11 protein-coding genes are annotated in these 12,689 nt (G+C 39.0%); 10 read left to right on the top strand and 1 reads right to left on the bottom strand.

The features are described 5' to 3' along the window. Positions 1–7 precede the first annotated feature (7 nt). The 5 genes from Q9R21_RS06395 to Q9R21_RS06375 all read left to right on the top strand — a co-directional run bounded on the left by Q9R21_RS06395 (position 8) and on the right by Q9R21_RS06375 (position 3,427). Positions 8–367 carry a hypothetical protein gene (locus Q9R21_RS06395; protein WP_071321139.1) on the top strand — a complete coding sequence of 120 codons (360 nt, stop codon included), beginning with the start codon at positions 8–10 and terminating at the stop codon, positions 365–367. Between the two features lie 18 nt (positions 368–385). Further along, positions 386–1,099 (top strand): HupE/UreJ family protein, encoded by a 714-nt coding sequence (locus tag Q9R21_RS06390; RefSeq protein ID WP_311203937.1) that lies wholly within the window; start codon positions 386–388, stop codon positions 1,097–1,099. 12 nt (positions 1,100–1,111) lie between these two features. Beyond that, positions 1,112–1,759, top strand: a complete 648-nt coding sequence (locus tag Q9R21_RS06385) for a transmembrane anchor protein (protein ID WP_311203936.1) — start codon at positions 1,112–1,114, stop codon at positions 1,757–1,759. Between the two features lie 93 nt (positions 1,760–1,852). Beyond that, on the top strand, positions 1,853–3,160 hold the full coding sequence (locus Q9R21_RS06380) for an MFS transporter (protein ID WP_071321136.1): 1,308 nt from the start codon (positions 1,853–1,855) through the stop codon (positions 3,158–3,160). Positions 3,161–3,307: 147 nt separating this feature from the next. After that, positions 3,308–3,427, top strand: a complete 120-nt coding sequence (locus tag Q9R21_RS06375; protein WP_143045200.1) for a YHYH domain-containing protein — start codon at positions 3,308–3,310, stop codon at positions 3,425–3,427. Between the two features lie 122 nt (positions 3,428–3,549). Here the strand turns inward: Q9R21_RS06375 and Q9R21_RS06370 are convergent, their stop codons facing one another. After that, a complete protein-coding gene (locus Q9R21_RS06370) occupies positions 3,550–4,350 on the bottom strand; it encodes an undecaprenyl-diphosphate phosphatase (RefSeq protein WP_071321135.1) in 801 nt (266 codons plus the stop codon). A 305-nt stretch (positions 4,351–4,655) separates the two neighbouring features. Here Q9R21_RS06370 and kdpA point away from each other — a divergent pair, with 305 nt between their 5' ends. The 5 genes from kdpA to Q9R21_RS06345 all read left to right on the top strand — a co-directional run bounded on the left by kdpA (position 4,656) and on the right by Q9R21_RS06345 (position 12,606). Then, a complete protein-coding gene (kdpA, locus tag Q9R21_RS06365) occupies positions 4,656–6,377 on the top strand; it encodes a potassium-transporting ATPase subunit KdpA (protein WP_071321134.1) in 1,722 nt (573 codons plus the stop codon). Positions 6,378–6,427: 50 nt separating this feature from the next. Further along, on the top strand, positions 6,428–8,455 hold the full coding sequence (gene kdpB / locus Q9R21_RS06360) for a potassium-transporting ATPase subunit KdpB (RefSeq protein WP_071321150.1): 2,028 nt from the start codon (positions 6,428–6,430) through the stop codon (positions 8,453–8,455). 19 nt (positions 8,456–8,474) lie between these two features. Continuing rightward, positions 8,475–9,101 (top strand): potassium-transporting ATPase subunit KdpC, encoded by a 627-nt coding sequence (kdpC, locus tag Q9R21_RS06355; protein ID WP_071321133.1) that lies wholly within the window; start codon positions 8,475–8,477, stop codon positions 9,099–9,101. An 81-nt stretch (positions 9,102–9,182) separates the two neighbouring features. Then, positions 9,183–11,846: a sensor histidine kinase KdpD gene (locus Q9R21_RS06350; RefSeq protein ID WP_311203935.1), complete on the top strand. Its 2,664-nt coding sequence runs from the start codon at positions 9,183–9,185 to the stop codon at positions 11,844–11,846. Between the two features lie 22 nt (positions 11,847–11,868). Beyond that, positions 11,869–12,606 carry a response regulator gene (locus Q9R21_RS06345; protein WP_071321131.1) on the top strand — a complete coding sequence of 246 codons (738 nt, stop codon included), beginning with the start codon at positions 11,869–11,871 and terminating at the stop codon, positions 12,604–12,606. The last annotated feature ends 83 nt before the right edge of the window (positions 12,607–12,689 follow it).

Below are 12,689 nucleotides of genomic sequence, written 5' to 3'. Positions count from 1 at the left end.
AAATGCAATGATAGGCATAGTGAGAGATAGAAAGTTTAGAAATTTGATGATGTGGTTCGTCTGCATCATCAGTCTTGCACTATGCCTGCATTTTAATACGCACAATGCAGAGACTGCATACCAAGAACATACGGTTTATGAATTTGAAGGTGTACATTTTCATGATGTGCATCAAAAGCAAAACCATATTCATCATGATAATTTTCATGAGCATTTTGGTGAATATCAGTCTGGTCAATCGATAACTTTGTTATTTACTTTCACCTTTATTTTGATCCTGGATAGAGTGAAAAATTATCTCTATCTGATGATCAGCCGTATTTTCAAACCTCCCAAAACATCGCTAGAAACTTTTCTTTTTAGTTAACTTTGGAGTTTGATTTACATGCAATTTATTTTTTCACAATGGGTGAGACTCAAGGCATTTTTAAAGTTATTGATTACTTTAAGTGCAGTTTTGATGAGTTCTGCACTTTTTGCCCATGGCGTGGCGGAAGGTGACAAAGGCTATATTCAAGAAATTTATGGGGTACACATCATTCCCTTTATTTACCTTGGTGCAAAGCACATGGTTACAGGTTATGACCATTTGCTGTTCCTCGTCGGGATTATCTTTTTCTTATATCGCATGAAAGATATTGGCTTATATGTCAGCCTTTTTGCGATTGGTCACTCTGTGACAATGCTGATTGGGGTGTATTACAACATTTCCATGAATGCATACATTATTGATGCAATTATTGGTTTTTCTATTGTTTATAAAGCTTTGGATAATTTAGGTGCATATCAGCGTTGGTTTGGTTTCCAGCCCAACACTAAAGCAGCGACGTTAATTTTTGGTCTGATTCATGGCTTCGGTTTAGCGGTAAAAATTCAAGAGTATGAAGTTCCGGCAGATGGTCTATTGGCAAACCTCATTGCATTTAATGTCGGGGTAGAGCTTGGTCAATTTATGGCTTTAGCGATGATTTTGCTGTTGATGACAATGTGGCGAAAAACGCCGTATTTCTTCAAAACAGCTTATCAAAGCAACGTTTTTTTAATGTTCCTCGGCTTTTTACTTGTGGGCTTTCAGCTTACTGGCTTCGTTACTCAATAAGGATTTTCAAATATGTACAACGCTCAAATTCCACAAGATGTTGAATTACCTTCTGCAAAGAAACTTGTTAAATCAACCATTATCGCTGCAGTGAGTGCTGCAGTTGTCTTAGTTACAGTTGTTATGCCAGCTGAATACAATATTGATCCTACTGGGGTTGGTAAAGTTCTAGGCTTAACAACGATGGGTGAAATTAAGCAATCTTTGGCTCAAGAGTCTGAAAATGGTATGGGAGAGGCAGTTTCAAACACGATATCGAGTGAAGTTGCAAGTGACCCCAATATTCAATCATCTATGCCAATTGGTGAAGCAGAAAAAATGCTAATGCCTGCAATTCAAAAGCAGCAAATGACAGTTGAGTTGAAGCCCGGACAAGCCACTGAAATTAAGTTGGCGATGCCGGAAAGTGCTAGCGTGAATTTTAAATGGACAACATCAGGCGGTGGTCTAAATTATGACACGCATGGTGATCCAGTGAACGCTCCCAAGGGCTTTTACCATGGTTATGGCAAAGGACGTAATGAAACTCAGCAAACAGGTACATTAAAAGCAGCTTTTGATGGTAAGCATGGCTGGTTCTGGCGTAATAGAACTGAAAGTCCTGTTTCAGTGACATTGGAAGTTGAAGGCCAATTCAGTGATATGAAGAAAGTCTTTTAAGCTTTAAAAAATCTCCTTGGAATAAAATCCAAGGAGATTTTAATTGGCATTGATTTTAGAAATAAAAATTAGGTTCTAAAAGGAGTCCCTAAAATGCTAGAAGTTTTAAAAAATACAACGTATAGGCATTTGTTCTTAGCTCAAGTCATTGCACTTATTGGAACAGGGCTGATCACTATTGCTTTGGCTTTACAGGCGTATGATATTGCTAAAGGGGAGGCTGCTCAGGTCTTAGGCATAGCATTGGCGATAAAGATGATTGCTTATATTGGGGTAGCACCTATTGCTTCAGCATTTGCAGAAAGGCTGCCACGTAAAAAAGTTTTAGTGGGGTTAGATATCATCCGTGCTTTAACTGCTTTATGCCTGCCTTTTGTGACCCAAATTTGGCAAATCTATATTCTAATTTTTATTCTGCAATCTGCATCAGCTGCATTCACACCTACTTTTCAGGCCATGATTCCTGATGTGTTGCCTGATGAAAAAGACTATACCAATGCTTTGTCCCTTTCACGTTTGGCTTATGACTTAGAAAATATCATCAGTCCGATGTTGGCAGGATTTTTACTTGGATTTATAAGCTATCACAATCTATTTTTAGGAACGGTGATTGGCTTTATTGGTTCAGCACTTTTTGTTGTCAGTGCAAAATTGCCTGTTGCTAAAGTACCTGAATTTAAAGGAGTGTATTACAGAATAAAGCAGGGGACAAAAATTTATTTTAATACCCCGCGTTTAAAGGCACTCCTAGCGTTAAACCTTGCGATTGCTTCAGCCAGTGCTGTGGTGATTGTAAATACGGTTGTACTCGTTCAATCAACCTTTAAGCTAAATGAACATGCCACCACTTGGGCCTTTGGCTTGTTTGGCTTAGGGTCTATGCTCTCGGCATTTATATTGCCTAATATTCTGGATAAATTTAACGATCGAGCTGTGATGTTGAGCGGCACAGCTGTATTAGTCGTTGGCTTGTTCTGTGGGTTTTTTATTAACTCATACAACGGACTATTAGCTTTATGGTTTGCTTTGGGAATAGGTTACTCAGTATCTCAAACGCCTACAGGTCGGTTAATTCGTAAATCTGCATCTAGTGAAAATAGAACTTCATTATTTGCCGCGCAGTTCGCTTTTTCACACGCATGCTGGTTAATTGCTTACCCTTTAGTAGGTTGGCTGAGTACCAATTTTGGAACACTCTTTACATTCGTGCCTATGGCGATTATTGCTCTAGTGGCAATGAGTATTGCTTTTATAATTTGGCCAAAACAGGATGAGTCCGTAATAGTACATTCACATGATGACTTACCTGCGGATCATGAACATCTACTCAGTCATAACCATGATGGAAAGCATTCACATGACTATGTAATAGATGAATACCATCAAAGATGGCCGAAATAAATGATGGCCTATGTTTTATTATTTTTAAGTGCATTTGGTGCAGCAATTGGGTATTTAATTTATTGGAAAATATCCTAATTTTTTGAAATTACGTTAAACTGATTTATGCAAGTAAAACAATTGATCAATTTAAAATAGGGGTTTAGCATGAAAGTTATGTTTTTTTGTTTAGTTGGATTGTTCGCAAGTTATGCGAATGCACATTCTGGTGGTACTAATTCAGCGGGATGTCATAACAGTAGTACTGGTGGGTATCACTGCCATTAATAAAAAAGAGTTCTTAAGAACTCTTTTTTATTAAACCAATCGGGGGAGGAAGGTTTATAGTTTGATAGATATTCGAATTATTAAGCCTAAAATAATTTGGTTTTTTAGATTTAACGTAAGTTTTAAAAAAATATAATTAATAAGATAATACCAAGTGCAACACGGTACCAAGCGAAAACTCTCAGTGAATGTTTTTCTACAAATTTGACCAAAGCTTTTACAACAACAAGTGCAGCTATAAATGCAGCTATAAAGCCTATGACTATATTTAATATATTCTCTGAGGTTAATATTGATGCATTACGCATTAAGTCATATGTTGCCGCGCCTAACATTGTTGGCATAGCGAGAAAAAAGGAAAATTCTGTAGCAGCTTTACGTGATAAACCTGAGAGCATACCGCCAATTATCGTTGCTCCTGAACGAGAAGTGCCAGGAATCATTGCAAGGCATTGAGCAAAACCGACAAGAATAGCTTGTTTTATACTAATGTCAGTGGCTTCGAGTGTTTTTGGTTCAAACTTTCTTGCTTCTACTGCGAAAATAATCAATCCGCCAATAATAAGTGCGAAAGCTACGACTAATGGGCTAAACAATACTTGTTTGATGAAATCGACGGCTAATATACCAATGAGAACAGCAGGAAGAAAAGCAATAAAAACATTGATAGCAAAACGTCTAGCATGAGTATCACCAGAGAAAAAACCTTTTACTAAGTCGATTATCTTTTGACGGTAAAGCCAGCAAACAGCAAGAATAGCACCTAGCTGAATGACGACCTCAAATACACGGCCTGAGTCGGATTGAAAATCAATTAAATGCCCAAAAAGAATTAAATGTCCTGTACTTGATATTGGTAGAAATTCTGTTAAACCCTCAATCATTCCTAAAAATAATGCTTTTAAAAGTTCTAGATTTTCCATAAGTAAAAATAATCATGAATGGTTGGAATCTTTTAAGGCATTTCAAACTTTATATAAATGTATCTATGCAAATTTTTACGCAAATTTTACGCGCTATACATATTTCTGAATAGAGATTTTACGGGCGGCTTTTAGATACTAAATCATGGAAATTTATCCATGCTTAGGATGGAAAAGATGAGTGCTAAATTTAAAGCGCATCAAAAAATGTCGTATCAAAACAACTGCGCCATACATGAGGCGATGCAACTTAGAGAGATAAAAAAAAGTGTATTTGCTTTCCATTTTAAGGGGAGTAAAAACTGATGTTAGTATTTATTCTGCTTATCATGAACGTTGTCGCCCTTGCTTATCCGCTTGGTAAATATTTAGCAGCAGTTATGCAAAATCAAACAATGCGAATTGATCCACTTTTCAATTGGATTGAAAAACCGATATATATACTGTTGGGTACGAACCCTAAATTGGGGATGAGTGTCAAAACGTATACCCTAAGTTTTGTACTGAGTTGCATGGTGTTGGGTGGCTTTACTTGGGTTTTATTTATGACTCAAGCGAACTTACCGCTGAACCCCAATCAGGCTCCAAATATGTCGTGGGATTTAGCCCTTCACACCATGATTTCGTTTTTAACCAATACAAATCAGCAGCATTATTCCGGACAGGCTCAGTTGTCGTATTTGTCACAAATGGTGGGTATTGTTGGTTTGCAAATCATTACTCCCATGATGGGGCTAGCAATGGTTGTTGCTACGGTTCGCGCATTATTTTATAAGCAATCCGTTCCGCTGAATATTGAAAAAAACACAACTTCGGGGACTCCATTACAAGGTGTGAATGTCGGTAATTATTGGGCAGATGTCATTCGTCCAACCTTCAGATTTTTAATACCGCTATGCATGGTATGGTCACTTTTACTGACTAGCCAAGGTGTTCCATCAACATTTCAAGGCGGCCCAGAAGTTCAAGTCCTAGACCAAACTGCAGAATTACATACGCAAAAAATTCCATTGGGGCCAGTAGCACCAATGGTTGCGGTTAAACAATTAGGAAGTAATGGCGGGGGCTGGTATGGGCCTAATAGCAGCGTGCCTTTAGAGAATCCAACGCCATTATCTAATTTCCTAGAAATGTTGGCTATTTTACTCATTCCAGTTTCAGTTATTTTTATGCTGGGCTTTTTTACCAAGCGTACAAAATTTGCAGTCTTCGTTTTTGCTTCAATGCTGCTGATGTCAATCATTTCTGCCAGCAGTGCAATTTGGTCTGAAAGTATTTCTACAACGGCAGCACAGCTGTATGCAATGGAAGGTAAGGAAGTACGTTTTGGTGAAGCATCTTCTGCGCTATGGTCAGCATTGACTACACAGGTGAATAATGGCTCAGTCAATATGATGCATGATTCTTCTGCACCGCTCACTGGATTAATCGCATTAGCAAATATGCTGATTAATGCTATTTGGGGCGGGATTGGCTGTGGGTTACAGCAATTTATCATTTATCTATTTTTAGCTGTGTTTATCGCAGGTTTGATGATTGGGCGTACACCTGAACTCTTTGGTCGGAAAATTGAAGCTGGGGAAATTAAGTTACTCGCTGTGGTGATTTTAATTCAACCGATTACGATTTTAACCCTCACTGCAATCACATTGTATTTCCCTACATTAACAGGCAATAGCAATCCTCAATATCATGCTGTTTCACAGGTGCTGTATGAATATGTTTCGGCATTTGCCAATAACGGCTCAGGTTTTGAAGGTCTGGCTGATAATACAATTTGGTGGAATTTAAGTACCAGTTTAGCTCTAGTCTTGGGCCGTTTTCCAACATTGATTATTCCTCTTTTCATTGCCGCACGTTTAGCTTCGAAACGTCAAGCTCCTGAAAGCAGTGGCAGCTTAAAAGTGGAAACTCCGACTTTTGCACTCACGTTGATTGCCATTGTGGTGATGTTGACGCTCTTGCAATTCATGCCTGTACTGGTTTTAGGGCCTATCGCAGACCATTTGTTGTTGGTTAAAGCTTAAGGGTGAAAAATATGAATCATTCAAAACAATCTATTAACGCTGTTCAAAATATGCCGTTACCAACAGTACCAAAGCAAAATCAATCAACATTGTTCCAAGTAGAAGCATGGAAAAATGCTTGTATTAAACTGTTGCCGCAGCATGTCATTAAGAACCCTGTGATGGCGATTGTATGGCTAGGAACACTGATTACGCTGGTGTGCACACTTTTGGGAAAAGCAGACTTAATGTTTGGCATTCTAGTCACAGTCATTTTATTTATTACTGTGCTATTTGCGAATTATGCAGAAGCTGTGGCAGAAGCCAAAGGTCGGGGACAGGCTTCCTCTTTAAGACAAGCACGCCAGAATTTAACGGCACGTCGAATTAAAAATAAAGAAGATGCGGATGGTGAACAAATCGCAGCGACGCTCTTAAAAATGCATGATTTGATTGAAGTTCGTGCGGGTGAGTTGATTCCTGCTGATGGTGAAATTATTCATGGTTTTGCAACCATTAATGAAGCTGCTGTTACAGGGGAGTCAGCACCTGTTTTACGTGAAGCGGGTACTGATAAATCAGGTGTGATTGGTGGCACTAAAGTATTGACGGATCGAATAATCGTGCAAGTCACAGCTGAAACAGGAAATAGCTTTCTTGACCGTATGATTGCTTTGGTAGAAGGTTCAAACCGTCAAAAAACACCGAATGAAATTGCTTTGGGTATTTTACTTACAGTGATGACAGTGACTTTCATTGCAGTTGTTTTCAGTTTGCCAATGATTGGACATTTCTTAAAAATCGAAATTAATCCAATTCTACTGGTTGCATTATTGGTTTGCTTAATTCCAACCACCATTGGCGGCTTGCTTCCTGCTATCGGTATAGCTGGGATGAACCGTGCTTTAAAAGCCAATGTTATTGCTAAATCAGGTAAAGCGGTAGAAGTTGCTGGTGATGTAGATGTACTGCTTTTAGATAAAACCGGCACGATTACTTATGGTGACCGCCAAGCAACTGCATTTTATCCGCTCGCTGGTGTCACTGAATCAGAGCTTTGCCAAGCTGCAGTACTTACCTCATTGGCAGATCCAACGCCTGAAGGTAAATCGGTTGTGGTTCTAGCAAAAGAATATGGACAGCATGTCGATACGCCTGAGCAAGCAGAATTTATTAACTTTGATGCTTCAACGCGTATTTCTGGGATTAACTTGAAAGATGGTCATCAAATTCGTAAGGGTGCATTGGATGCCATTCTTAAGTTTTCATCACAAAATCTTGAGAATCAACTTGAGTTGAAAACCCGCGTTGAACAAGTTGCTTCTAAGGGTGCAACACCGCTTGTGGTCGCAAAAGATCGGAATATTTTAGGTGTCATTGAGCTTTCGGATGTAATTAAAAAAGGGATCAAGGAAAAGTTTGCGCGCTTACGTGAAATGGGCATTAAAACCGTCATGGTGACAGGTGATAATCCACTTACGGCTGCTGCTATAGCTGCCGAAGCAGGCGTAGACGACTATATTGCTGAAGCAAAACCAGAAGATAAGCTCAGCTGTATTCGTGCGGAACAAAACAAAGGGCATTTGGTGGCAATGGTCGGAGACGGTACCAACGATGCTCCTGCTTTGGCTCAAGCTAATATTGGTTTAGCGATGAACTCAGGTACGCAAGCGGCTAAAGAGGCGGGTAATATGGTCGATTTAGACTCCGATCCAACGAAGCTTCTGTCTGTAGTGGAAATTGGTAAGCAGCAGCTGATTACACGCGGTGCATTAACCACATTCTCTTTGGCAAATGACGTCTCAAAATACTTTGCCATTTTACCTGCATTATTTGTCGCGGCTATTCCACAAATGGGTGTGCTGAATGTGATGCAATTGAGTAGCTCTGAAAGCGCCATCCTTTCAGCACTGATATTTAACGCGATTATTATTCCTTTACTCATCCCGATTGCTTTACGCGGTGTGAAATTTAAGCCATCAACGGCAACTCAATTATTACGCCGTAATATGCTGATTTATGGTGTAGGCGGAGTAATGTTGCCTTTTGTTGCGATTAAAGCGATTGATCTGATGATTAGTCAATTGTTATCACTTTGAACTGATGAGGAGAATAAAAATGAATATTGAAAACCATCAAGAAAATGAGCAATTGAATAGTATGTCGACGGCTGGATTCGGTTTAATACGTGCATCCATTGGCTTAACAGCTGTGACCTTGGCTATATGCGGCTTTGCATATAGCTCGGTTGCAGCAGGTTTAGGGCAGGTCATTTTTCCGCATCAAGCCAATGGCAGTTTGATTGTACAGAATGGTGAGGTCATTGGGTCAAGTTTGGTTGCACAGCCTTTTATTCAAGCAAAGTATTTTCAACCGCGGCCGTCCGCGTCAAATTATGACCCTATGGCCATGGCAGGGGGTAATTTGGCACGAACAAATCCAGCATTACATGAAATGATGGATGAGCGTTTAAATAAAATTGTGGCACAAGAGCGCGTTGAAAAATCTCAAATCCCTTCTGATTTGGTAACAGCATCGGGCAGCGGTATCGATCCTGAAATTAGTCTGCAGGCCGCCTTAATTCAGGTCAATCGAATTGCAGCCGCAAGAGGAATGTCAGTACAAGATGTGGAGACATTAGTACTGGAAAGAAGTATTCGGCCTAGCTTCGGAATATTAGGGCAGACACGTGTGAATGTGCTTGAAATAAACATTGCTTTGGATCAGGCTGAAAAAGCGATTTAATAAAATGGAAGGAAGAGGAGAACTATCCTCTTCCTACTAGAAAGGGCATAAATCTAAGATATTTATAAAAGTTATAAATTTATGGATAAAAGTAAAACAAATAAAGTTGATGTGTTTTTACAGCATACTCAACGTTTTCAATCTGGACGTTTGACCATATTTTTAGGGGCTGCTCCGGGCGTTGGAAAAACTTTCGCTATGCTTGTTCGTGCCCATGAATTGGCTTTGCAAGGCAGTGACATAGCGATTGCTTATGTAGAAACACATGGCCGAACTGAAACTGAAAACTTAGTGGCGGGTTTAACTTTGATTCCGCGTAAAATTATTCAATATCAAGAGCACCAGCTTGAGGAAATGGATTTAGATGCGGTACTAGACAAGAAGCCAAATATTGTTCTTGTTGATGAATTCGCTCATACCAATGTACCTGGCAGCCGTCATGAAAAGCGCTGGCAAGATATCAATGAACTTTTAGATGCTGGTATTGATGTTTTTACAACAATGAATATTCAGCACTTAGAAAGTTTGAATGATATTGTTTTTCAAATTACAGGTATCCGTGTTAAAGAAACAGTGCCTGATCGGGTCTTTGAACGTATTCGAGATATTCGTTTAATTGATTTGCCTGTCAATGAATTGCTAGAGCGTTTGAAGCAAGGAAAAGTGTATATACCAGAACAGGCAGAACAAGCTTTACAGCGATTTTTTAATGTCGCTAATTTAACTGCTTTACGTGAACTAGCGATGCAAACAGTTGCTGGTTATGTAGATACAGATGTTCGGGAAAATTTTGCAATTCAAGGGCAAGCGGCTATTCCGCTTAAAAACCATGTTTTGATTATGATAGATGGTCTAGGAAACTCTGAATCATTGGTGCGAGCAGGATGTCGTATTGCCGAGCAACGGATGGCCGCATGGACTGTAGTCACTTTCTCTAAAGATTCTCAGATTCTGCCGAAACAAGCTAATCGTCAAAGCCGAGAAATCGAAATTGCATTGAATATGACTCGGCAAATGGGTGGTATGACGGAAACGCTATACGGTAAACAGCATGCGAAAACTCTTTTTGATTATGTTATTGAGCATGGTATTTCTACTTTGGTTTTATCCCAGCCGAAGAAAGAAGTCTTTAACTTACCTTTGAAAGCAGATTTCGTTGATCAGTTAATCAAACTTCAGCCACGATTCGAGCTTAGTATTGTTCCTGTTTTATCGCCAAAAAATATTGCTGTTTCAGACAATATAGCCTCAGACAGTAGAAGAAATTATTTAACACTGAGCGAAATATCCTACGTACTTGTTACAACAGTGATCAGCATTGTGATCGCAAGCCTAAGTGAAACCTATTTGGGCATTGACGATATTTCAGTTATTTTTATTACTGCTGTGGTATTTGTCGCATCAAAAACAAGGATGCTTGCAGCGGTATTTTCTGCAATTTTATTTTTTTTAGCCTATAACTTCTTTTTTATCAGTCCTAAATTTACGTTGGAAATTTCAGCTCATCAAGGTGTGATCACGGTGCTGGCTTTTTTAGGTGCTGCTTTAATTGCAAGTAAGCTGGCATCTAAATTAAAAGAGCAGGTTACAGCGCTAAAAGCATCAAACAGTTATAACAGTATTATGCAAGATTTAGGACAAAAGCTTTCTACTGCAGTAGATTTACAGCAGGTTCAAGATATTGCAATGCATTGTTTAAACAAAAACCTAAATGCAGATGTTTGGATTTATTCACCAGAAACTGAACAGGAAAATCAAAACTTAGAAAAGATGAGTACAAAGGAACAAATTTCTGCAAATTGGACTTTTAAAAATCATCAGGCTTCAGGCCGTTTTACTCAAACACTGATGGAAAATGCTTGGTGGTTTTTACCGCTATTGGCTTCAAAGCAATGCGTAGGCGTCATTGGGCTAAAATTTCCATTGCAGCAACGGCTTTTAACGTCTGAACAAAAACAATTAGCAGAGGTGATGGTCGAATTTATTGCTCAAGCTATTTGGCGTACGCAATTAACCAAAGCGCTTGAAATTGCTAATGTGAGTTCAGAAACAGAAAGATTACGTTCAGCGTTATTATCTTCAGTTTCACATGACTTACGTTCACCCTTAGCATCAATCATTGGTGCTGCTGATACCTTAAGCAATTATCGGCATTCTATGGACGAAACGGATCAAAATAGTTTACTTGAGGCGATTCATTTAGAAGGTGAACGATTAGACCGCTATATACAAAATTTATTGGATATGACTCGTTTGGGACATGAGGGTCTAACACTGGCACGAGATTGGATTGGTGTCGATGAGCTCGTTGGTTCAGCGGTACGCAGGTTACAACGTTATATGCCGCAAGCTTTAGTTGAGGTGCATTTACCTGATGATCCATTAAGTTTGTATGTACATGCTGCACTCATTGAACAAGCTATTTTTAATGTATTGGAAAATGCCGCTAAGTTTTCACCTGAAAATACACCGATTTCAATTCAAGTTTCTAGGTTAAAAGAAAATGAAATGGAAATAACGATTTCTGATCAGGGGCAGGGGATTCCTGAAAATGAGCGTGATCGTATTTTTGATATGTTCTATACAATGGAACGAGGTGATCGTGGACAACACGGTACCGGATTGGGCTTGAGTATTGTTAAGGCAATTATTGGGGCACACATGGGGGCTATTTCTACTTCATCTCTAAGTCATAATCAAGGCACATGTATCCGCATGCAGCTTCCAATTAATCCATTACCGTAAGGTTTTCAATTAAGGAAAATGAATGGCTGAACTCAATCCATCTACTAGTGCCATCGCTACAGTCTTAATCATAGATGATGAGACACAAATACGAAAATTTCTTGATATAGCATTGCGTACCCAAGGTTATAAAGTTATTCAAGCTGAAAATGGCCAGCAAGGTTTAGGTGAGTTAGCCTTGCATGGTGCTGATTTAGTTATTTTAGATTTGGGCTTGCCTGATTTGGATGGTTTTGATGTTTTAATGGAATTACGGAATTGGTCTCATGTGCCAGTAATTGTTCTTTCTGTCCGTTCTGATGAAAATGAAAAAGTAAAACTTTTGGATTCAGGCGCAAATGATTATGTGACGAAGCCATTTAGTATTCAGGAGCTCTTGGCAAGAATTCGTGTTCTACTTCGGCAGACTCAGTTAAGTGTGGTTGAAAGCGTAATTTTTGATGATGGCTACTTGAAAATTGACTTTGCTCAGCGTCAAGTTTATTTAGAGGGAAATCTGATTGCTTTGACCCGTAAGGAATATCAACTATTAACGTTGCTTGCACAGCATAAAGGACAACTGATAACCCAGCCACAGATACTCAAGGAACTATGGGGTGCAACGCATCAGGAAGATACGCACTATTTAAGAATTTTGGTTGCTAAATTGCGTGCTAAATTAAATGATAATGCAGTGCATCCTAAATATATTTTGACAGAACCCGGTGTAGGATTGAGGTTTTTGAGTGTGAATAATTTTGTCCAAGCAAAGCATAATTAAGTTGGTTAGTCCTTAAGGATAATTGTATTGATGCCAGCCAGTTCATTATTTTTCAAATTTAAGTAAAAAGCCCTCAATGAATT

The organism is Acinetobacter sp. RG5 (assembly GCF_031844265.1).
Classification (GTDB): Bacteria; Pseudomonadota; Gammaproteobacteria; order Pseudomonadales; family Moraxellaceae; genus Acinetobacter.
This window is presented reverse-complemented; position numbering and strand designations above follow the sequence as displayed.

Excerpts from the sequence above, each read along its gene's own strand:
- Q9R21_RS06350 (WP_311203935.1), top strand. The coding sequence starts at position 9,183 with ATGGATAAAAGTAAAACAAATAAAGTTGATGTGTTTTTACAGCATACT.
- Q9R21_RS06370 (WP_071321135.1), bottom strand. The coding sequence starts at position 4,350 with ATGGAAAATCTAGAACTTTTAAAAGCATTATTTTTAGGAATGATTGAG.
- Q9R21_RS06395 (WP_071321139.1), top strand. The coding sequence starts at position 8 with ATGATAGGCATAGTGAGAGATAGAAAGTTTAGAAATTTGATGATGTGG.
- Q9R21_RS06375 (WP_143045200.1), top strand. The coding sequence starts at position 3,308 with ATGAAAGTTATGTTTTTTTGTTTAGTTGGATTGTTCGCAAGTTATGCG.
- Q9R21_RS06385 (WP_311203936.1), top strand. The coding sequence starts at position 1,112 with ATGTACAACGCTCAAATTCCACAAGATGTTGAATTACCTTCTGCAAAG.
- kdpB (WP_071321150.1), top strand. The coding sequence starts at position 6,428 with ATGCCGTTACCAACAGTACCAAAGCAAAATCAATCAACATTGTTCCAA.
- Q9R21_RS06345 (WP_071321131.1), top strand. The coding sequence starts at position 11,869 with ATGGCTGAACTCAATCCATCTACTAGTGCCATCGCTACAGTCTTAATC.
- Q9R21_RS06380 (WP_071321136.1), top strand. The coding sequence starts at position 1,853 with ATGCTAGAAGTTTTAAAAAATACAACGTATAGGCATTTGTTCTTAGCT.
- Q9R21_RS06390 (WP_311203937.1), top strand. The coding sequence starts at position 386 with ATGCAATTTATTTTTTCACAATGGGTGAGACTCAAGGCATTTTTAAAG.
- kdpC (WP_071321133.1), top strand. The coding sequence starts at position 8,475 with ATGAATATTGAAAACCATCAAGAAAATGAGCAATTGAATAGTATGTCG.
- kdpA (WP_071321134.1), top strand. The coding sequence starts at position 4,656 with ATGTTAGTATTTATTCTGCTTATCATGAACGTTGTCGCCCTTGCTTAT.